This window comes from Nocardiopsis alkaliphila YIM 80379, from assembly GCF_000341005.1.
Lineage (GTDB): Bacteria > Actinomycetota > Actinomycetes > Streptosporangiales > Streptosporangiaceae > Nocardiopsis > Nocardiopsis alkaliphila.
This window is the reverse complement of record NZ_ANBD01000026.1, coordinates 1-21,565: the sequence shown is the minus strand read 5'-3', so window position 1 is coordinate 21,565 and position 21,565 is coordinate 1. Positions and strand designations below refer to the sequence as shown.

General features: G+C 66.2%; 13 protein-coding genes. 8 read left to right on the top strand and 5 right to left on the bottom strand.

Annotated features, from left to right (window positions below):
* The first annotated feature begins 105 nt into the window (after positions 1-105).
* The 5 genes from dnaK (at position 106) to clpB (ending at position 7,230) form a co-directional block, all read left to right on the top strand.
* Complete coding sequence (dnaK, locus tag D472_RS0103240; RefSeq protein WP_017603069.1) at positions 106-1,965, top strand: molecular chaperone DnaK; 1,860 nt, start codon at positions 106-108, stop codon at positions 1,963-1,965.
* 42 nt (positions 1,966-2,007) lie between these two features.
* Complete coding sequence (grpE, locus tag D472_RS0103235) at positions 2,008-2,724, top strand: nucleotide exchange factor GrpE (protein ID WP_017603068.1); 717 nt, start codon at positions 2,008-2,010, stop codon at positions 2,722-2,724.
* A 127-nt stretch (positions 2,725-2,851) separates the two neighbouring features.
* Entirely contained in the window at positions 2,852-4,009 is a 1,158-nt protein-coding gene (dnaJ, locus tag D472_RS0103230; RefSeq protein ID WP_017603067.1) for a molecular chaperone DnaJ, read from the top strand.
* Positions 4,006-4,503 carry a heat shock protein transcriptional repressor HspR gene (locus D472_RS0103225; protein ID WP_017603066.1) on the top strand — a complete coding sequence of 166 codons (498 nt, stop codon included), beginning with the start codon at positions 4,006-4,008 and terminating at the stop codon, positions 4,501-4,503. Before dnaJ ends, D472_RS0103225 begins: the two co-directional genes overlap by 4 nt.
* 111 nt (positions 4,504-4,614) lie before the next feature.
* Positions 4,615-7,230, top strand: a complete 2,616-nt coding sequence (clpB, locus tag D472_RS0103220) for an ATP-dependent chaperone ClpB (protein WP_017603065.1) — start codon at positions 4,615-4,617, stop codon at positions 7,228-7,230.
* Positions 7,231-7,305: 75 nt separating this feature from the next.
* On the opposite strand, the gene D472_RS0103215 is transcribed toward clpB, so the two are convergent.
* Positions 7,306-7,524, bottom strand: a complete 219-nt coding sequence (locus D472_RS0103215) for a hypothetical protein (protein ID WP_017603064.1) — start codon at positions 7,522-7,524, stop codon at positions 7,306-7,308.
* Positions 7,525-7,756: 232 nt separating this feature from the next.
* Between D472_RS0103215 and D472_RS0103210 the strand changes: the two genes are divergently transcribed.
* Positions 7,757-7,993: a hypothetical protein gene (locus tag D472_RS0103210; protein WP_017603063.1), complete on the top strand. Its 237-nt coding sequence runs from the start codon at positions 7,757-7,759 to the stop codon at positions 7,991-7,993.
* A gap of 7 nt (positions 7,994-8,000) precedes the next feature.
* Here D472_RS0103210 and D472_RS0103205 read toward each other — a convergent pair whose 3' ends face one another.
* Entirely contained in the window at positions 8,001-10,886 is a 2,886-nt protein-coding gene (locus tag D472_RS0103205; RefSeq protein ID WP_017603062.1) for an AfsR/SARP family transcriptional regulator, read from the bottom strand.
* Positions 10,887-11,135: 249 nt separating this feature from the next.
* Between D472_RS0103205 and D472_RS0103200 the strand changes: the two genes are divergently transcribed.
* A complete protein-coding gene (locus tag D472_RS0103200; protein WP_017603061.1) occupies positions 11,136-11,522 on the top strand; it encodes a nuclear transport factor 2 family protein in 387 nt (128 codons plus the stop codon).
* A gap of 323 nt (positions 11,523-11,845) precedes the next feature.
* Complete coding sequence (locus D472_RS0103195; RefSeq protein WP_017603060.1) at positions 11,846-12,487, top strand: OB-fold-containig protein; 642 nt, start codon at positions 11,846-11,848, stop codon at positions 12,485-12,487.
* Between the two features lie 272 nt (positions 12,488-12,759).
* Here D472_RS0103195 and D472_RS24750 read toward each other — a convergent pair whose 3' ends face one another.
* The 3 genes from D472_RS24750 to D472_RS24745 all read right to left on the bottom strand — a co-directional run bounded on the left by D472_RS24750 (position 12,760) and on the right by D472_RS24745 (position 21,500).
* A complete protein-coding gene (locus D472_RS24750; RefSeq protein WP_033303065.1) occupies positions 12,760-14,067 on the bottom strand; it encodes an MFS transporter in 1,308 nt (435 codons plus the stop codon).
* 129 nt (positions 14,068-14,196) lie between these two features.
* Positions 14,197-14,397 (bottom strand): MbtH family protein, encoded by a 201-nt coding sequence (locus tag D472_RS0103185; protein WP_017603058.1) that lies wholly within the window; start codon positions 14,395-14,397, stop codon positions 14,197-14,199.
* Positions 14,394-21,500: an amino acid adenylation domain-containing protein gene (locus D472_RS24745; RefSeq protein ID WP_161625093.1), complete on the bottom strand. Its 7,107-nt coding sequence runs from the start codon at positions 21,498-21,500 to the stop codon at positions 14,394-14,396. The genes D472_RS0103185 and D472_RS24745 overlap by 4 nt, the downstream gene beginning before the upstream one ends.
* Positions 21,501-21,565 lie beyond the last annotated feature (65 nt).

Below are 21,565 nucleotides of genomic sequence, written 5' to 3'. Positions count from 1 at the left end.
ACCGTAGGAAGTGGATTGAGTCTGGTCGACTCAACTGATTTGACAGCCAACACCAGACGAAGCAAACTTACGCCTGAAAGACTCAACTTTGACGGAGGAACCAACATGGCACGTGCGGTCGGAATCGACCTCGGTACGACGAACTCGTGTGTCGCGGTCCTAGAAGGCGGCGAACCCACGGTCATCACCAACGCCGAGGGCTCCCGCACCACCCCTTCGGTCGTGGCGTTCGCCAAGAACGGCGAGGTACTCGTCGGTGAGGTGGCCAAGCGTCAGGCCGTCACCAACGTCGACCGGACGATCCGCTCGGTCAAGCGCCACATCGGCACCGACTGGTCGGTGAAGATCGACGACAAGGACTTCAACCCCCAGCAGATCAGCGCTTTCATCCTGCAAAAGCTCAAGCGCGACGCCGAGGCCTACCTGGGTGAGGACGTCACCGACGCGGTCATCACCGTGCCGGCCTACTTCAGTGACTCCCAGCGCCAGGCCACCAAGGAGGCCGGCACCATCGCGGGTCTGAACGTCCTGCGCATCATCAACGAGCCGACCTCGGCCGCCCTCGCCTACCACCTGGAGAAGGAGGACGAGGCCACGATCCTGGTCTACGACCTCGGTGGTGGCACCTTCGACGTCTCCCTGTTGGAGGTCGGTGACGGTGTCGTGGAGGTCAAGGCCACCAACGGCGACAACCACCTCGGTGGTGACGACTGGGACCAGAAGGTCGTGGACTGGCTGGTCGAGAAGTTCAAGAACTCCAACGGCGTCGACCTGGCCAAGGACAAGATGGCGCTGCAGCGTCTGCGCGAGGCCGCCGAGAAGGCCAAGATCGAGCTGTCCAGCTCCAGCGAGACACAGATCAACCTGCCCTACATCACGGCCTCGGCCGAGGGCCCGCTGCACCTGGACGAGAAGCTCACCCGTGCCGAGTTCCAGCGTCTGACCGCCGACCTGGTCGAGCGGACCAAGACCCCGTTCCAGCAGGTCATCAAGGACGCCGGCATCCAGCTGAGCGAGATCCACCACGTGGTCATGGTCGGTGGCTCCACTCGTATGCCCGCCGTCATCGACCTGGTCAAGGAGCTGACCGGCGGCAAGGAGCCCAACAAGGGCGTCAACCCCGACGAGGTCGTGGCCATCGGTGCCTCGTTGCAGGCCGGTGTGCTCAAGGGCGAGGTCAAGGACGTCCTGCTGCTGGACGTCACCCCGCTGTCCCTGGGCATCGAGACCAAGGGTGGCGTGTTCACCAAGCTCATCGAACGCAACACCACCATCCCGACCAAGCGCTCGGAGATCTTCACGACCGCCGACGACAACCAGCCGTCCGTGCAGATCCAGGTGTACCAGGGCGAGCGCGACATCGCTCAGTACAACAAGAAGCTGGGCGTCTTCGACCTGACCGGTCTGCCCCCGGCGCCGCGCGGCGTTCCGCAGATCGAGGTCACCTTCGACATCGACGCCAACGGCATCGTCAACGTCACCGCCAAGGACCTGGGTACCGGCAAGGAGCAGACCGTCACCATCTCCGGTGGTTCGGCGATGTCCAAGGACGACATCGACAAGATGGTCCGTGAGGCGGAGCAGTACGCGGAGGAGGACCGCAAGCGCCGCGAGGAGGCCGAGGTCCGCAACAACGCCGAGTCCCTCGTCTACCAGACCGAGAAGGTCATCAAGGACAACGAGGACAAGATCCCGGCGGACGTGCGTTCCGAGACCGAAACGGCCGTCGCGGAACTGAAGACCGCCTTGGAGGGCACCGACACCGAGGCCATCCGCAGCGCCAGTGAGAAGGTCGCCCTGGCCAGCCAGAAGATCGGCTCGGCCATCTACAGCCAGGGCCAGCAGGGTGAGGACGCCGCCCAGCCCGGTGGTGAGGGCACGGACGCCTCCTCCGAGGACGCCGACGTCGTGGACGCCGAGATCGTCGACGAGGACAACGGCAAGGGCGACCAGAAGGGTTCCTGAGTCTGAGTCCGGTGAGAGGCGAGGAAGGAGGAAGCGTCGGACATGGCGCAATCGGATAAGAACGATCCCGAGAACGGCGACCAGACCCAGGGTCCGGTGATCCGTGACAATCGCAGGATCGATCCCGAGACCGGTGAGGTCCGCGACCCCAAGGCCAAGGAGACCGGCTCCGAGGAGCCCGAGGTCGTCGAGGCCGAGGTCGAGGACGAGGGCGAGGACATCCCCGAGGTTCCGGACACCCCCGAAGAAGTGGTGAGCCAGGCGATCAACGCCGACGAGCGGGTCATCGAACTCACCAACGACATCAAGCGGGTGCAGGCGGAGTATTCCAACTACCGCAAACGGGTCGAGCGCGACCGTGTGGCCGTCCGTGAGGTCGCCACCGCCCAGGTCCTCGGCGAACTGCTGCCGATCCTGGACGACATCGGTCGTGCCCGTGAGCACGAGGAGCTCACCGGCGGGTTCAAGGCGGTGAGTGAGTCTTTGGAGGCCACCGCCACCAAGCTGGGCTTGGAGAAGTACGGCGAGCAGGGCGACGAGTTCGACCCGAACGTGCACGAGGCCCTCACCCTGGTTCCGGCCCCGAACGTCTCCGTTCAGACGGTGATCGAGGTGTACCAGCCCGGGTACCGCATAGGTGAAAGGGTGCTCCGTCCGGCTCGCGTGGTCGTCGGGGACCCCACGGGTGAGGCTCCGGAGGCTTCAGAGGAGGCCACCGGGACCGACACCTCCGCCGAGAACGGCGAGGACGACAAGTAAGACCTGTGGCCGTGGCCGACGTGGGATCGTCGGTCACGGCCGCCAGGCCCACCCCGCCCCTGGGCGGGACGGGACCACGTGGAAACATCGGACGCAATCGGCACCAGCGGGGAGAAGGCACCAGTCGATGAGCACCAAGGACTACCTGGAGAAGGACTACTACAAGGTCCTCGGAGTCTCAAAGACCGCCACCAAGGACGAGATCCGTTCGTCCTACCGCAAGCTGGCCCGAGAGAACCATCCCGACGCCAACCGGGACGACCCCAAGGCGGAGGAACGCTTCAAGGAGATCTCCGAGGCGTACAACGTCCTGTCCGACGAGAAACGCCGTAAGGAGTACGACGAGGCGCGTTCGATGTTCGGCGGCTCGTATCGGCCCGGTGGAGGCACGGGTCCGGGCGGCTTCGACATGAGCGACATCTTCGGTCAGGGTCCCACGGGCGCCTCCGGTGGCGAGCGTCTGAGCGATCTGTTCGGTGGGCTGTTCGGCAATCGCGGCCGTGCTGGTCAGGCGACCCGGAGCCGACGCGGAGCCGACATCGAGACCGAGACCACACTGAACTTCCGCGAGGCGGCGGAGGGGGTGACCCGTTCGTTCCGTCTGAGCAGCGAAGCGCCCTGTGCCACCTGTAAGGGCACGGGCGCGCGCGCCGGCAGCGCCCCGCGAGTATGCCCCAAGTGCACCGGCACCGGGCACGAGAACACCAATTTGGGCGGCTTCTCGCTGTCCGAACCGTGCGGTGAGTGCAAGGGACGCGGCCTCGTGGTCGATGACCCCTGCCCCACCTGCTCCGGCAGTGGGCGCGGTAAGAGCACCCGAAGCATCCAGGCCAGGATCCCCGGCGGCGTCTCCGACGGACAGCGGATCCGGCTCAAGGGCAAGGGTGCGCCGGGCGAGCACGGCGGCCCCGCCGGTGACCTGTACGTCGTCGTCCACGTGAAGGATCATCCGGTGTTCGGCAAGAGCGGCGACAACGTCACCATCACCGTCCCCGTGACCTTCCCGGAGGCGGCTTTGGGCGCCGACGTCCGGGTCCCCACCTTGGGAGGCTTTCCGGTGACCGTGAAGGTCCCGCCGGGTACCCAGAACGGGCGCACGCTGCGGGTTCGCGGCAAGGGCGCCACTCGCAAGGACGGCACCATCGGCGACATGCTGGTCACCTTCGAGGTCAAGGTGCCGCAGACACTCAACGGCGACGCGCGCGAGGCACTGGAGAAGTTCCGAGCCGCGACGTCGGACTACGACCCGCGTGAGGGGCTCGAAGCGCGGGCGAAGGGCGCGTGAACGACGTGAACGATCCTTCCTTCGGAGTCGACGCCCCGGTCTACGTGATCTCCGTGGCCGCGGAACTGGCCGGAATGCATCCGCAGACACTGCGCCAGTACGACCGGTTGGGGATCGTTTCGCCCGGACGCGCGTCCGGGCGAGGCCGGCGTTACTCCATGCGTGACGTGCAGACACTGCGCCAGGTGCAGCGCCTGTCCCAGGAGGAAGGCGTCAACCTGGCCGGGATCAAACGGATCCTGGAACTGGAGCACGAGGTGGAACAGCTACAAGAGCAGGTCTTCCACCTCGCCAACGAACTCGAGGCGGCACGCCGGGCGGTCTCCCGGCGCGGCCGCCCGGCCCACTCCGAGGGTGTGCCGGTCCGTGGGGAGCTGGTGCGCCGCACCCGCGTGACGATCTTCAACACGGCCGACCCGGACGAGCGCCCCGAGCGGGGCAGCGGGCTCGGGAACACCGGCGACACCCGTGAATCGGGCCAGTCGGGGCAATAGGCAGGGACCGGATCAACGGGTTCGGGCCCACGGGCTCTAGGCCTTCGGCGCAGGAGTCGGCCACCTATTATCACTCTGAGTGACCTTAAATGCGAAAGGAGTCACCAGGCCATGAACTACAAGCTCACCCAGAAAAGCCAAGAGGCCCTGGCCGCTGCCATCCGTCAGGCCACCACCGACGGCAGCCCTCAAACCGAGCCCTTGCACCTTCTCAACGCCCTGCTGGACCAAGCCGAGGGCATCACCCGCCCCTTGCTCAAGGAGGTCGGGGTGAACCCCGACCAGCTCAAGGACAAGGTCGAGACGGCCATCGGTGCCCTGCCCAAGGCGGCGGGTTCCACGGTGAGTTCTCCCAGTTCCTCACGCCAACTCATCGTTTCCCTCAACACCGCAGCCCAGCGTGCGCAGCAGATGGAGGACGAGTACGTCTCCACCGAACACCTGTTGGTGGGGCTGGCCACCGACGGTGGCGAGGCCTCCCGGTTGCTCAAGGACATGGAAGCCACCCCGGAGCAGCTCTTGGAGGCCTTCGAGCGGGTGCGCGGCACCGGCCGGATCACCTCGGAGAACCCCGAGGACACCTATCAGTCGCTGGAGAAGTTCGGTGTGGACCTCACCGAACGGGCCCGTGAGGGCAAGGTCGACCCGGTCATCGGCCGAGACGGCGAGATCCGTCGGGTCATTCAGGTGCTCAGCCGACGCACCAAGAACAACCCCGTGCTGATCGGTGAACCGGGTGTGGGCAAGACCGCCGTCGTGGAGGGCCTGGCCCAGCGCATCGTGGCCGGCGACGTGCCCCAGTCCTTGCTCGGTAAGCGCCTGATCAGCCTGGACCTGTCCGCGATGGTCGCGGGCGCCAAGTACCGGGGTGAGTTCGAGGAACGGCTCAAGGCGGTACTGCAGGAGATCAAGGAGTCCGAGGGCCAGATCATCACGTTCATCGACGAACTGCACACCATGGTGGGCGCGGGCGCCGCCGAGGGCGCCATGGACGCGGGCAACATGCTCAAGCCCATGCTGGCCCGTGGTGAACTGCGCATGGTCGGTGCCACCACCCTGGACGAGTACCGGGAGAAGATCGAGAAGGACCCCGCCTTGGAGCGCCGCTTCCAGCAGGTGCTCGTCGGCGAACCCTCGGCCACCGACACCATCGCGATCCTGCGCGGCCTCAAGGGGCGCTACGAGGCGCACCACAAGGTGCAGATCTCCGACTCCGCGCTGGTCGCCGCGGCCACCCTGTCGGACCGCTACATCACCGCGCGTTTCCTGCCGGACAAGGCCATCGACCTCATCGACGAGGCCGCGTCTCGACTGCGCATGGAGATCGACTCCAGCCCAGTGGTGATCGACGAACTGCGCCGCACCGTCGACCGCCTCAAGATGGAGGAGATGGCGCTCGACAAGGAATCGGACGCCGCGAGTCGACAGCGCCTGGATCGGTTGCGCGCGGACTTGGCCGACAAGCAGGAGCAGCTCAACGGCCTGGTGGCCCGCTGGGAACAGGAGAAGGCCGGACTGAACCGGGTCGGTGAACTCAAGGGGCAGCTGGACGAACTGCGCACCAAGGCCGAGTTGGCCGAGCGCGAGGGCCGCTTCGAAGAGGCCTCCCGGCTGATGTACGGGGACATCCCTCAGCTGGAAAGGCAGATCGAGGAGGCGTCCCAGGCCGAGGAAAGCGCCGCGGACCAGACCGACACCATGGTCAAGGACGAGGTGGGCGCCGACGAGGTCGCCGACGTCGTCTCGGCGTGGACGGGTATCCCCGTGGGCCGTTTGATGGAGGGGGAGACCTCCAAGCTGCTGCGCATGGAGGAGGAACTGGGACGACGGTTGATCGGGCAGAAGGAGGCGGTGGCCGCCGTGTCCGACGCGGTGCGCCGTGCCCGCGCCGGTATCTCCGACCCCGACCGGCCCACCGGTTCGTTCCTGTTCCTGGGTCCGACCGGTGTCGGTAAGACCGAGCTGGCCAAGGCGCTGGCGGAGTTCCTGTTCGACGACGAGCGCGCCATCGTGCGCATCGACATGAGCGAGTACTCCGAGAAGCACTCGGTGTCGCGCCTGGTGGGTGCTCCCCCCGGGTACGTGGGCTACGAGGAGGGTGGTCAACTGACCGAGGCGGTGCGCCGCCGCCCCTACACCGTGGTACTGCTGGACGAGGTGGAAAAGGCCCACCTGGAGGTGTTCGACACCCTGCTCCAGGTCCTGGACGACGGCCGGCTGACCGACGGTCAAGGACGTCAGGTGGACTTTCGCAACACCATTCTCATCCTGACCTCGAACCTGGGCTCGCAGTTCCTGGTGGACCAGTCGCTGGAGGAGTCGGTGCGCCGAGACCGTGTGATGGACGTGGTGCGCGCGACCTTCAAGCCCGAGTTCCTCAACCGCCTGGACGACGTCATCATGTTCGACGCGCTGTCCACCGAGGACCTGACCCGGATCGTGGACCTGCAGGTGGACAGACTGGCCAAGCGTCTGGCCGACCGCAGACTCGACCTGGAGGTCACCGCCGGTGCCCGCGAGTGGTTGGCGCTGACCGGCTACGACCCGAACTACGGCGCCCGTCCATTGCGCCGCCTGGTGCAGTCCTCGATCGGCGACCCGCTGGCCCGGGAACTGCTCTCCGGTGCACTGACCGAGGGCGACACCGTGCTGGTGGACGTGGACGAAAGCCTCGGCAACCTGACCGTGACCACCAAGAAGGCCGAGGAGTCGGTTCAGCCGAGCTGATCCTCCCACGCAGGATGGGAAAGGCCGCGCCCGATCCGGGTGCGGCCTTCTCCCGTGTCCCACGAGCCTTCCAGGTCAGTAGGTGGAGGCCATGGCACCGATGAACAGGAAGTAGAGGATCACCAGGACCACGGTGATCGCGAGACCGATCCCCATCGTCGTCCACGCGTAACGCAGAGAGCACTCTTGCTCCATGGGTTCGTGTTCCTTGCTCATCGTGATCGCCGCGAACACGATCGCGAGAACGCCGCAGATCTGGTCGCGGCACAGAGTCATCAAGATGGCGCAGACCAACGCGTTGACGGTGAACCGCCTGAAGCCGGGGCCGGCGGGGAGATGACGGTATCGGTGACGCGTCAGCGGGGCGTCCCGGCCCCGGGTCCCGTTCGACGTCCCCTCTGTTCGACCGCGATGACCTGGAAGGACAAGGCGCCGATAGCCCGGAGATAAGGCCGAGAACGGTGCCCCTTCCTAGCTTGGAGACATCAAAGAACAACGGATACGACGAACACGACAGGAGTTAGAGATGCGCTTCTCCCACCTGGCCCTCACCCTCACCGCTACCGCCGCCTTCTCCATCCTCGGACTCTCCCCCGCCCTGGCTTCGGACCCCTCCGCCTCCGAAACCCACTCCCTTCTGGCTCAGGCCACGGCCGTATCGGTCCAGTCCTCCGGTCTTTCCCACTCCTCCGCCACGGGAGGTGTCTGTGACCCGAGCCCGTGCGGCGACCACGGGACCAACGACGACTGGGACAAGGGGTGATCCCGCCTCAACTCGACTCCGCCAAGATCCGCCTGATCTCTGGGTGGCTCTCCTCGTCCCGCAACTCCTCGTACAGGGCCAGCGCCTGAAGCAACACCGAACGCCCGCTCTCCTTCTGCCCTTGGGCGAGATAGGCCTCACCCAGGCTCTGCAGCAGGGCCGCCTCACCCTTTGGATCGTTGATCCGGCGAACCAACTCCAGAGCCGTGGTCAGCTGTTCCACGGCCGCCTCGGTCTCCTGCGAGTACAAGTGGGACCGACCTATCCACCAGTGGGCCTGGGCCCGGCCCCGCAGATCACCGACTCGTTCCGCCAGGCTCAGGGCCTCCCGAAGCTCCGCCCAACCTCGTTCACCGTCTCCGGTGCGCACCCTCAGATTGCCCAGGAGAAGCAGGCAACGCCGTTGCCCGGTCCGATCGCCAAGGTCGACGAAACCCGCCAACGCCTGCTCTCCATACTCGATCGCGCCCGTGTAGTCCCGCTCCGACCTTCTTCGGAAGGCCAGGTGAGACCGGGCCATCATCTCCCCGTGCCGATGACCGAGCTCGACGAACTCCGCCAAGGCCTTCTCCATCAGGTGTTCCCGGGCGGGCCGATCGTACCGATCCCGCAGCAGGTACCCCACCTCGGTGTCCAAGGCCGCGGCACCCAACCGGTCACCCTTTTCCCGCACCGACGACATGGCCGTGTCGTACACCTTCGTGAGGTCGTCAACGTAGCCGCGCCGGTCCAGGAACAGGGCCAGGGCCACCGCCAACTCCCAGCACAGTTCGGGCAACCCCTCCTCCGCCGCCTGGGTCACCGCGTGACGCAGATTGACACGTTCGGTCTCCAACCAGACGTAGGGGTCCGCCAGTAGTCGATCCATGTACCTGCGAGGCGGAGACCAACGTGGGGCGTACCCACGTACCTGGGGTGCCTCGACGCCCAAGAGTCGACGGTTGGCCTCATCGAGCAGGACGAGCCACCCCCCCAGCAGACGGGTCAGGGCCTTGGCCCTTTCCTGAGGTTCCTCCTGACGGGCCAACTGTTCACGAGCGTAGTCACGGACCAGTTCGTGAAAGCGATAGATCGGCTCACCCGCCGAGTCCACCCCCACCACATCGAGCATGTGCGCGTCCACGAGAGGTTCGGCCAGATCCGAGGGGAAGGGGCGGTCGTCATCGAGGACGGCTCCCGCGGCCCAGGCCGGAACGGTCGGCCCTTCGGCCAATCCGAACAGGGAGAAGACCTGGGTGCTGCGCCGGTCGAGCCCATCGTGGGTGAGGGACAGGCTGGCGCGTAGCGTCATGTCCCCGTGGGCGAGTTCGTCGAGGCGGCGCCGCTCGTCCGAGAGGCGCTCCACCATCCCGGCCAGTGGCCAGTGCGGGCGGGCGGCCAACCGAGCCGCGACGATCCGGAGGGCCAACGGCAAACGGCCTACCGCTTGGACCAGTGCTCGGGCCGCCTCGGGCTCGGACCGAACCCGTTCCCGCCCCAGAACCCGCCCCAGGAGCTCCAACGAGGTCTCCTCCGGCAAAATGTCCATTTCCACCCGGGTGGCTCCGGGTAAGCCGGTGAGTCTGGCCCGGGAGGTGATGATCACCCCACAACCGGCATCACCTGGAATGAGCGGAAGGAGCTGCCCTTCATCGAAGGCGTCGTCGAGCAGAACCAGGATGCGGCGGCTGGCCAGGATACCCCGGTACATGGCGGAGCGCTCGTCAAGGTCGTCCGGTATCCCCTGGCCGGGCACGCCCAGAGCACGCAGAAAACGGGCGAGGACATCGGCGGGTTCCAGCGGAACCTCACGACTTCCGCGCATATCGCAGTACAACTGCCCATCGGGATAACACCGGTTCGCCAGATCGTGGGCGATCCGCACGGCGGTGGAACTCTTTCCGACTCCGGCCCGACCCACCAGGGCGACCACACCCACCGTGCCCACGCCACCGACCAGAGCCTCCTCCACGGTGCCCACCACGTCGTCTCGGCCGACGAAGTCCGCCGTGGCCGTCGGTAGTTGGAAAGGTGTGACCGTGTGCCCGGCCGGCCCTGAGCCGGTCTCGGGGGCCGGCTCGGGAATCGGATCAGGGGCCGCTCGGCCCACGGGGGTCGACGTAGGGGGCGGGTCCGGTGCGGGTACCACCGGCCCCGAGTCCTCCTCGGGAAGATTGAGCGCGAGGTCTCCGGCCAGCACCGCGCTCTCCATGTCACGCAGACGGCGGCCGGGGTCGATCCCCAACTCCTCGACGAGCAGGTCACGTCCGACACGGTACACCTCCAAGGCCTCGGCCTGCCGTCCTGAGCGGTACAGCGCCAACATGAGTTGGGCGCGGAGATTCTCCCGAAGGGGATAGGCCTCGACCAGCGCACTGATCTCGGAGATCAGTCGTGCGTGGTAGCCCAGCCCGAGCTCGATGTTGAGGTAGGCCTCGGTGGCCTCGACCTTGTCCTCTTCCAAACGGGCCGAGTCGGAGACCAAGGCCTCGTTGTCGGCCCCGCTCAGAGCGGTGCCACGCCAAAGACCGACGGTGTCGCGCAGCAGGGCTGCGGCTTCTTCCTTGCGACCCTCACGGAGCAGGACGGCTGCGTCTTTGACCTGGAGAGAGTGAAGTCGGGCATCGACTGTCTCAGGAGGGGTCCGCAGCTGGTAACCGGGTGGGATGGTCTCGATGGTCGCACCGGTCGAGCCGAGCAGTTTCCGCAGCCGGGAGATACAGATCTGAACCTGGGTGCGGGCGGTTTCCGGTGGGGAGTCCCGCCATAGGACGTCGACGATCCGGTGGGTGGGCACCACCCGGTTGATCTCCAAGAGCAGTAGGCAGAGCACCACCTGCTGTCGCCCAGGAGGGACCCGGATGAGTCCTTCCTCGCCGAGCACTTCCAGGGGGCCGAGGATACGAAACCGCACAGGTGACCGCCCCGGCTCTCCAGTTCGAACCATGTCGATCACGGCCCCCATTCAGAATGAGCAACCACCAGGATAAACCTGGGGCGACCGTCAAACTTATATCACATAATCCTTTCACCCGCACCCTAGAACATTCTTTCCAGTCTGCGAAAAACACCATATGAACACGGCGATAACCGGAGGATAGGGAGCGGATTTCCAGATCATTCACAGTGGAGGCATCGAACCGCCCACAAGCTTGGAGTGGCCATGCCCTACCCGGCGGAGCCCCGATGCGACCTCACCACCAGCGCTTACTTACCTCCCATCTGCCGTGAGCACATTCGCCTCTTCTACGAGTACCTGAACCTCCGAGACGTCGAGGGCTACGCCTCCCTGATCGACCCAGAGGCTCGCTTCCGAGGACCGAACTCACGCGTGGCACGAGGCCCTCGGGAGGCTTCCACGCTCCTGTCCGACCTTCTTCCACGGGCCCCCCACCACACCCTGCACAGGATCATCGTCGACGGCGACGGTGCGGCCGTCTCCGGAACCTTGGCGAGCACGGACTCGCCGGCACGTGATTTCGCTGATTTCTTCAGCATTTCCGATCATGGACTCCTCCTCTCCTGGCGAAGATTCCTTTCCGTGGGGTGACGGTCACAGAAAGCAATAACCGCGCAGCGGTTCGATTGACCAAGGGCGAAAGATGAAGAATGGGGCAAGAAGAAGGCACATGAAGGGATCGAAATTCCCTTTGAATACTCCGGGTAGCAGAATCCGTACCTTATGACGTCAAAAGGAGCACCCGCGAAAGAGTGGATCCGGCCATGACCACAAGCGGTCAACGGACACCCGGGCGGGGTCCTGAACCGGATCATTCGATAGGGTTCGGCCACGGTTCCGACAACGTGGCCCCTGGAGGCCCTCCCACCAGCACCTGCGCGGAACCGCGGCACACCAAGGAGTGAGTGCGCGGGATGGACCTGTTCCTGAGTACGGCCTTCGGTTTCCCCACGGTGCTGTTCACGCCGATGCTCATCGTGGTCTTGGGCTATTGGATCTTCGTGATCGTCGGCGCCGCCGACACCGAGCTGCTCGACAGCGTGGACGGCGATGGCGAGGCCACCGGGCTCAGCGCGCTCGTGAGCAGGGTCGGGCTCGGTAGGGTGCCGGTGACCGTGACCCTGTCCATGCTGATCGGCGCGGCCTGGTTCGTCAGCATGTTGGGAAGCATCATGACCAGCCTCATCGATAGCACCTCCACGCCGTTGTGGTGGGCTTTGGGCGCCGTCGTCCTACTCATCGCCCTGGTCGCCGCCTGGGCGGTCACCAGTGGTGTGGTCATGGCGTTCCAACGGTTTTCACCCGAGCGTGGGAGTGACTCCGAACACGAACTCGTCGGCCGCACCTGCCTCATCCGTATCGGCGAGGCCAAGGAAGACTTCGGTCAAGCCGAGATCACCACCACCGGCGGGGCCGCCATCTCCATCCCGGTGCGCACCACCGGTGGCGAAGTCCTGGCCGTGGGCAGCACCGCCCTGATCTTCGAGCACAGCCAGAAGGATGGCATCTTCCTGGTGACCGCCTTCGATCCCGCTCTGGACCCCGACCGTCCCTGATCCGTGTAACGGCTCGAGGGCCGAACACCGGTCCCCATGGAAAGGCCTCGTCCAAGACAAGACCGTGCCACCCTGGTCGCCGTGCCACCCTGTTCCCGCCCCGACACGAGGGTCCCGAAAGGGTTCGGACGAGAATCAGCGGTTCACGCCGGCGGCCGGAGACGGAGCATCGAGTGGGGGACGCCACCGCTCCCGACCGGATACCCGGCCCCGGCTCGGGGCCGGGTCGAAAGCGGACCCGGGGCCGCCATCGCGGAACGGCTCGGGCGGGGTCACTCCTCAAGGCGATCCTCGGTCCGGCGAACCTCCTCGGCCTGCGCTTGATCGGCACGGCGGGTGATGGTGCGCAGGGCCGGCAGGAAGTACATCGTGGCCGCGATGACCAGGACCCCTCCCACCAAAGAGGGCAACCTGAGATCGACGCGCCCGAGCAGACCGCCCAGGAGCGCACCCATCGCGCTACAGCTCATGGCGAAGATCTGCACGGTGCCCAGGACTCGACCACGAAGTTCAGCGGGGATCACCAACTGGGCGATACCCGTGATGATGGTGTTGGAGACGGTCATCGCCACCGCGATCAGGGCCCAGAAGACCCCCGCCCAGTACAGGTTGGGCGACAGGATGAAGGCGATGCACCCGACCCCCATGATCGTGTAGGCGGTCACTTCGACCCGGAAGCGCCCCAGTGTGCTCACCAGTCGGGTCACCAACATCGCACCGATCAACGCACCGACCGCGGAAGAGGAGATGAAGACTCCGTAGAGGGCTTCGGAAATCTGAAAGTGCACACGCAGGATCAGGACCAGAACCGAAGCCTGGATCATGAAACCGAGACCGACCAGTGAACCGTGCACCACCAATGCTCGTAGCGGGCGATCCTTCCAGATGAAGAGAGCCCCTTCCCGCATCGATGCCAGCATCGAGGCACGCTTTCCGGTCACGTCGGCGGACTCGTGTGAGGTGGAGGGCCGAGGCCGTCGGGCCGACAGCGGCAATCCGATGAGGATGAGCGCGGCCAAGAAGTAGGCGCCTGCGTTGACCGCCAATGGCAGCGCGGCGGCCACGACGATCAGGAAGCCTCCGATCGGGGCGCCTCCGAAGTCTTCGACGACCACACGGCTACCGACGATCCTGCTGTTGGCGCGATCCAGCGATCTGCGCTCCACCAGTTCCGGCATCATCGCGCGTCCGGCGATGTCGTAGAAGGCCTCGCAACTCATGATCACGAACATCACCACGTAGAGGGTGAAGATGTCGGCACGGCCGGCGGCGACCACGACGGCGAGGAGCGCCAGGGTGACGGCGCGCACCACGTTCACGGTGATCATGACCTTGCCTCGATCAAGGCGATCGACCAGAGCCCCGACGAACAGACCGAACAGCAACCACGGCAGGAATCGGACGAAGGCGAGACCGGCGACCAATACCGGATCGTTGGTGAACATGGCCGCCATCAGAGGCAACACCGTCGCCATGACGCCATCGGCCATGTTACTGCTCATGCTTCCCACCCAGAATCGGTGGAAATTTCTACCTAGACGAGGGGGAGGGGCGGGTTTCGGTTTACTCTGCACAGCCATGGCGATCGGGACTCAGCTCTCGTTCGTGAACTCGGGGGGATCAGGAGGGCTGGGGTGTCCATGCCGTCCTCTGCCCGGGTGCGGGCCCATGTCCTGGGCCCGCACCAGAGGGTGTTCGGGAAGTGGCGTTCAGACCGTGGTCAGGCTCCGGGGCCGGATGTCGGTCCAGTTCTCCTCGACGTAGCGAAGGCAGGCATCACGGGTGTCGGGGCCGGAGACGGCATTCCAGCCCTCCGGAATCGGGGCGAAGGTGGGCCACAGGGAGTGCTGGTCCTCGTTGTTGACCACCACGTGGAAGGTGCCCTCGGCCTTGTCGAAGGGGTTCGTCATGATCGACTCCTCAACTGTTCAAAGGGGTTGTGCTCGATGTGCGCGGACAACAGTCGACCGATGGCCGCCAACGGCTCCGGACGTGCCATGCCCATGTGCGTGGCGTCGATTTCGTGGACGTCGACTCGACCGTCGATGTGCGCGTTCCAGGACTCGACTCGTGTCGAGTCCTGACTCCTTCCATGCGATGCACGGAGGAAGATCGTGTCCCCGGTGAAGACACCGGGGGTGTGGCGGTTCATCACCACGGCGTGGTTGATGGCGGCCCCCACGAGGGTGAACAGATCGGGCTCCTCGAACCCGGCCAGAACCGGGTCCTGTGCGCGAAGTTCGCGTACCACCGCCGCGCGACTCAAATCTCCGCCAAGGTCGGGAGGGACCGGGGCGTCCAGCATCATGCCCAGCACCTCCGACTGCGTGAAGTCGGTCCGTTCGGCGCCAGGCGGTACCGGATAGGAATCCATGAGGCCGAGGAGTTCGACCTCCTCACCCACGGCTTGGAGCCTTACGGCCATCTCGTGGGCCACCAACCCTCCGAAGGACCAGCCCAACAACCGGTAGGGGCCGTGCGGTGCGACGGTCCGGACTCGATCGAGGTATTCTTCGGCGATCTCGGCGACGCTGTCGGGGAGTGCGCCCGGTGTCGTGAACGCCCGGGTCTGCAAGCCGTACAACGGTTGGTCCTCCCCTAGGTGTCGGACCAGGCCCGAGTAACACCAGGCCATTCCCATGCCCGGGTGCACGCAGAAGAGCGGCGGGCGCGACCCCCCGGTGTTGAGCGGCAGTAAGACGTCCAGGGCCCCCTTACCGGCGCTTTCAAGGGCCGGTGCCTCGGCGAGCAGTCCCACGACCGTGGGAGCCCGGAACACGTCCCTGACCTTGATCTGGAGCCCGAGCTCGGCCTCGGCTCTACCGACCAGCCTCGCGGCCAGCAGGGAGTGACCCCCCAGGTCGAAGAAGGAATCGTCGACGCCGACCCGGCCCAATCCGAGGACCTCCGCGAACAAGGCGCACAGAGCGGCCTCTCGCGCGTTGCTCGGCGGCCTTCCGACCTTCGTGGGCGTGTACCGGGGAACGGGGAGCGCGGACTGGTCGAGCTTGCCGTTGGGGTTCAGGGGGAAGGCCTCGACCACTTCGATGGCTGCGGGGACCATGTACTCCGGCAGCGATCGGGCGGCGTGCGCCCTGAGCGCCCGGGGCTCGGCTTCGCGACCGGTTTCCGCGATGACGTAGGCGACCAGGCGTGGATCTCCCGGCCGGTCCTCACGCACCACCACGACGGCGGAGGAGACCCCCGGATGCCCCGCGAGCACAGCGGCGATCTCACCGGGTTCGATCCGAAGGCCCCGGATCTTGACCTGATCGTCGGACCTACCGTGGTAGCGGAGCTCTTCGCGAACGCCACGGGAGACTCGGTCACCGGTGCGGTACATCCTGCTCCCCGGGGCCCCGAAGGGGTCGGGCAGGAAGCGCCCGGAGGTGAGGTCCGACCGGCCCAGGTAGCCCAGGCTCACGCCCTCGCCAGCGATGTACAACTCGCCGATCACGCCCGTGGGCAGAGGCCGCAGCCCTTCGTCCAGGACGTAGGCGCGGATTCCGGGGAGGGGGTGTCCGATGTGCGGGTAGGCCCCCTGGATCGGTGTGACGGTGACTTCGACGGTCGTCTCCGTGGGGCCGTACGTGTTGAACGCGTCGATGTACTCCGCGGCGGCGAGCTCCTCCCAGATCTGGGCCCCGCAGGCCTCGCCGCCCATGGTCAGGCGCAACCTCGACTTCGAGTCGGGCACCGACACCAGGCTCTCCCTGGACATCTCCCAGAAGGTAGGGGTCAAATCCAGGTAGGTGACCTTGTGTCTCCTCAACTCCTCGGCCAAGGCCTTTGGGTCATCGCGGGTGGGGTCGTCCACGACCAGGACCGTGTCACCGCGGCAGATCGGCCCCCACTGTTGCACGGAGGCATCGAACGCGGGATTGGCCGTCCAAGCGCTGACCGCGGGTTCGTCCAGGTAGTAGCCGACCTCCTCCAGTGCCTCCATGAGGTAGGCGAGGTGGTCCCGTCCGACCAGGACACCCTTGGGACGTCCGGTGGAGCCCGAGGTGTAGACGAGGTAGGCGGGGGCGTTCGGTCCGGGGTCGGGGAGCGGGCCCCGGACGGAAGGGACCGGTCGGGCGAGCAGGTCTTCGAACCTCTCCACGGCCACGACCGCGTCGGTCTCGGTCCGGACCTCGTTGCCGAGACGTTCATCGTCGGTGATCACCAGGCGCGCTCCCGCCTCTTGGACGATGTCCGCGAGGCGGGCCGCCGGGTGACGGGGGTCCAGCGGCAGGTAGGGCGCACCGATCTTGAGCAGTGCCAAGAGCGCGGTGAGGTGCTCGTCCGTCCTGTCCATGAGGAGGGGGATCGGACGCCCATCCCCATACCCCGCCGTGTGCAGGATGTGGGCGAGACGGTCTGCGCGAGCCCCGAGCTCCGCGTAGCTCAGGGACAGCCCGCGGTGGACGATCGCGACATGATCGGGGCGCAGCAGCACCTGCTCCTCGAAGCGGTCGAGGAATCCGGCGCGCGGCCGCTGGTCCGGAACCGGGTCCGTCTGTCGCCGTGGGTCCTCGTCCGCCGTCAGCACGTCGAGTTCGTTCAGACGGTGGTCCATGTCCTCGCCGAACAGCCTCATCACGGTGATCAGGCGTTCCAGCAGGGCTCGTGCGGTGTCTTCCTCGAACAGGTCCGTGGCGTACTCCAGGCTCACCACGGCGGGGCTTCCGGCCCCCGCGGTGTGACCGCCATAGGTGAAGTCCAGGTCGAACTTGGCGGTGTCGACGTCGGCCCTACGGTAGGAGCTCTGTTCGTCGCCCTCTTCCCCACCGGAGACCTCGTCCGTGACCAGCGAGAGCATCGCCTGGAAGAGCGGATGGTACGCGTTGCTCCGAACGGGGTTGACCGCCTCCACGACCTGCTCGAACGGGATGTCCTGGTGATCGAAGGCGGCGAGATCGGTTTCCCTGACCGAGGCGAGCAGACCGGACAGGGTCGGATTCCCCGACACGTCGGTGCGCAGGACGAGTGTGTTGACGAAGAACCCGACCAGGTCGTCGAGGGCCGGGTCCGTGCGCCCCGCCACGGGGGTGCCGATCGCCAAGTCCTCGCCTACGCCCATCCTGCTGAGTACGGTCACCAGAGCCGCGTGGATCACCATGAAAAGGGTGCAGTCGTGCTCGCGAGCGACGCGAACCAGGCCTTGGTGGGTCTCCTCGTCGACGATGGCCGTGACCGTGTGGCCCTCGTACCGGGCCTCCGCCGGGCGGGGGAAGTCCAGTGGCCATTGCGTGACCTCCGGGAGCCCGCTGAGCGTGTCCGTCCAAAAACGGGTCTGGATCGCGAAGAGGGAGTCCGGGTCGGTGACCTCACCCAGCAGTTCACGCTGCCAAAGCGTGTAGTCGGCGTACTGCACGGGGAGCGGACGCTGGTCGGAGGCGATACCTCTCTTGCGTGCCGCGTAGGCGCGCTCCAGATCCTTGGTCAGCGGTGCCAACGACCACCCGTCACCGACGATGTGGTGCATCAACAGCACCAAGGCGCCCCCGCCGGTGTCGTCGACCAGCAGATCGGCGCGCAGGAGCGGACCATTCTCCAGGTCGAAAACGTGGGCGTCGATGTCCCGAAGGACCTCGGGGGCGTCCCGCACGGGGCAGTCTCGAACCTGGAGCACGACATCGGAGCCATCGGTGACGAGCTGGTGGGGCTCGCCCTGGCTCGCGGGGAAGACCGTGCGCAGGGCCTCGTGTCGCTCGACCACGTCACGCAACGCCAGAGCCCAGGCTTCGGGGTCGGGTGTCTCCTTCAGAGGGATCACGGTCTGAATGTTGTAAGCACGCTCCTGCCCCTCGACCTGGTGCAGGAACCAGAGCCGGCGTTGGGCGAAGGAGAGCGGAAGCCGATCCGGCCGGTCCATCGAGAACACGCTGGGCCGCGTGGTCGTGTGCTCCTCGGACTCGATCACTCGGGCCAGCCCGGAGACGGTGGGAGCCTCGAACAGAGCCCTCAGGCTCATGTCCACACCGAGCACCGAACGGATACGCGCCAGAAGACGTGTCGCCAGGAGAGAGTGTCCACCCAGGTCGAAGAAGGAATCGTCGACACCGACTCTCTCCAGCCCCAGCACAGCCGTGAACAAGCCGCACAGGATTTCCTCACGGGGGTTGCGAGGCGCGCGGAACTCGTGGGTGAACGCATCGAAGTCCGGCCGGGGCAGCGAACGCCTGTCCAACTTTCCGTTGGCTCCGATGGGGAGGGCGTCCAAGACGACGACCGCCGAGGGCACCATGTGCGAGGGAAGGGTGGCGGTGAGGGAGGAACGGATACCGGTGGGGACGATCTCGTGGCCCGCGGCCGGCACGGCGTAGACGACCAGCCGCAGGACACCGGTGTGATCCTCGTCCGCGGTCACCACGGCCTGGGCGACCCCGGGAAGGGCGGTGACCGCGGCCTGTAGCTCTCCGGGTTCGATCCGGAATCCGCGGATCTTGACCTGGTCATCGGAACGGCCCAGGTATTCGAACCGGTCGGGTGAGCCGGCGCGCACGATGTCGCCGGTCCGATACATCCTGCTCCCGGAGGGCCCGAAGGGGTCGGGGACGAACCTCTCCGAGGTCAGGGAAGTCCGCCCAAGGTAACCGTGCGCCAGACCGTCCCCGGCCACGTACAGCTCGCCGGGCACCCCGGTGGGGACCGGACGCAGACGTTCGTCGAGCACGTAGCAGCGACGGTTGCGTAGCAGACCACCGATGGGTACGGAATCGGAGTCCGCCGTGACCTCCTCCACCGGGTGGTGGTGGGTGAAGACCATGCTCTCCACGGGACCGTACCCATTGTGCAGGCGCACGTGGGGGTGGTCGGAACGGAAGCGGCGCATGTGCTCCACCGATGCGCGCTCACCACCGGTGTAGACCTGCCGGGCATGCGCGAAGAGGCGGGGGTACTCGTCCACCGCGACGTTGAACAAGGTCGCGGAGAGGAAGAAGGTATCCGTGCGGTATTGGTCGGCCAATTCCACCATTCGGGGGAGCTCTGGCGCCTGGCCAGGCTGTAGAACGCAGACGCCGCCATGCAGAAGCGCACCCCAGAACTCCAAGACGAAGGCGTCCCAGGAGACGGGAGCGGACTGCAACCAGATCCGTCCGGCCTCCCTGGAGAAGTACTCCTGTCCGGTGAAGGTGGAGATGATCGCGGTGTGCGAGGCCGCCACACCCTTGGGAACCCCGGTGGAACCGGAGGTGAACATGACACAGGCGATCGAGTGCGCGGGGACCTCGACCGCGAGGTCTCCGGTGTCCGATTCGACGGCGGTGGCGGCGTCACCCGGTTCGAGGTCCACGAGGACGCGGTCCCATGATCCGAGGGCGCGTTCGCTCAATCCCTCACGGGTGACCACGTGGACCGCGCCCGCGGTGGTGATCATGGAGACGAGTCGGGCGTCGGGGAAGTCCGGGTCCAAGGGCACGTATCCGGCCCCGGCCTTGAGCACCGCCAGGAGCGCGACGGCGAGAAGCTCACCGCGTTCGAGGAGGACACCCACGAGGGAGCCGGGTAGCACACCGTTGCTCCGCAGGACCTTCGCGAACCGGTCGGCCCGTTGGTCGAGTTCCCGGTACGTGATCCTTCTGCCCTCGAAGACCAACGCGACCGCCTCGGGGCGCTCCGCCGCGATTTCCTCGAAGACACGGTGCACGAGCCGCTCGGGGTGACCCGCGGCCGTGTCGTTGGCGGTCACGACCGCCTCTTGAACCTCTCGTGCCGTGAGCAGCTCGATGTCGGCCACCGGGCGTTCAGGGTTCTCGGTGACGTGGCTCAGGACCCGGTTCAACCGCTCGGCCAGGCCTCGGACGGTGTCGAGATCGAACAGGTCGGTGGCGTAATCGACCACCGCGTTCAGCTCTTCCCCGACCTCGGCGAAGGCGAAGGTGAGGTCGAACTTGGCCGTATCCCACGTGAAGGGCTCGGGTGTGATGTCCAGGCCGGGGAGGGAGAGCTCCGCGGTCTCGTTGTTCTGAAGGATCATCATCACTTGGAAGATCGGGTGGTGAGCGGAGGACCGGTCGGGATTCAACTCCTCCACCAACAAATCGAACGGCATCTCCTGATGATCGAAGGCCTCCAGATCGGCCTCACGCACCCGTTCGAGCAGCGTCTCGAAGGTCGGTTCCCCGGAAAGGTCGGTGCGGAGCACGAGGGTGTTGACGAAGAAACCCATCAGTCTGTCCAGTGCGGGATCCGTCCGCCCGGCCACCGGGGTGCCCAGCACGACGTCCTCACCCGCACCGGAACGTTGCAAGGTGACGGCGATCGCGGCTTGAAGAGCCATGAAGAGGGTGCATCCGTGCGCCCTGGCGAGTTCGTGGAGCCGATTCCGCAGGGCGGGTTCGATCCGAAAAACATGCCGGCCACCTCGTTGAGAGGGGTTCACCGAACGCGGACGGTCCAAGGGCAGGGGCGAAACCTCGGGAACACCCTCCAGAGCCGAACGCCAGAACCGGAGATGACCGGTCAAAAGACTTTCCGGGTCCTCGGCGTCACCGAGCAGGTCCCTTTGCCAGAGGGCGTAGTCGGCGTACTGCACCGGCAACGGCTCCCAAACCGGAGCCCCACCCTCCACACGCGCCTCATAGGCCGCGCGCAGATCCTCCAACAACACACCCTCGGACCAACCATCGGTCGCGATGTGATGCACCAACACCACCAGGATCGTCTCCTGGGGTGCGACCCGTAGGAGACGAACCCGAAGGGGAAGGTCTGCGGAGAGGTCGAAGACGCTCTGGTTGGTCTGCGCCACCAGGGTCGCGGCCTCACTCCGTGCGCAGCACTCCTCCTGGAACTCCAGCAGTTCCAGGGCCTCTCCGACAGGAAGGACGTTCTGGAAGGGTTCCCCATCATGGGACTCGATGAGGGTGCGCAGCACCTCGTGGCGTTCGACCAGGTCTCCCATGGCGGAGCGCAGCGCCATCGAATCGAGTACTCCTCGTAGCCTGAGCACGGTGGAGACGTTGTAGACCGGGCCGGAGGCCCCCATCCGCTCCATCAGCCACAACCGGCGCTGGGCAAAGGACAACGGAACACGATCACCACGCTCGACCACCCTCAACTCCGGACGATCACCCACCCGAGCCGCGCCCA

Coding starts and splice junctions, on each gene's coding strand:
- D472_RS0103195 (WP_017603060.1), top strand. CDS start 11,846: ATGGACCTGTTCCTGAGTACGGCCTTCGGTTTCCCCACGGTGCTGTTC.
- D472_RS0103210 (WP_017603063.1), top strand. CDS start 7,757: ATGCGCTTCTCCCACCTGGCCCTCACCCTCACCGCTACCGCCGCCTTC.
- grpE (WP_017603068.1), top strand. CDS start 2,008: ATGGCGCAATCGGATAAGAACGATCCCGAGAACGGCGACCAGACCCAG.
- dnaK (WP_017603069.1), top strand. CDS start 106: ATGGCACGTGCGGTCGGAATCGACCTCGGTACGACGAACTCGTGTGTC.
- D472_RS24750 (WP_033303065.1), bottom strand. CDS start 14,067: ATGGCTGTGCAGAGTAAACCGAAACCCGCCCCTCCCCCTCGTCTAGGT.
- dnaJ (WP_017603067.1), top strand. CDS start 2,852: ATGAGCACCAAGGACTACCTGGAGAAGGACTACTACAAGGTCCTCGGA.
- D472_RS0103200 (WP_017603061.1), top strand. CDS start 11,136: ATGCCCTACCCGGCGGAGCCCCGATGCGACCTCACCACCAGCGCTTAC.
- D472_RS0103185 (WP_017603058.1), bottom strand. CDS start 14,397: ATGACGAACCCCTTCGACAAGGCCGAGGGCACCTTCCACGTGGTGGTC.
- clpB (WP_017603065.1), top strand. CDS start 4,615: ATGAACTACAAGCTCACCCAGAAAAGCCAAGAGGCCCTGGCCGCTGCC.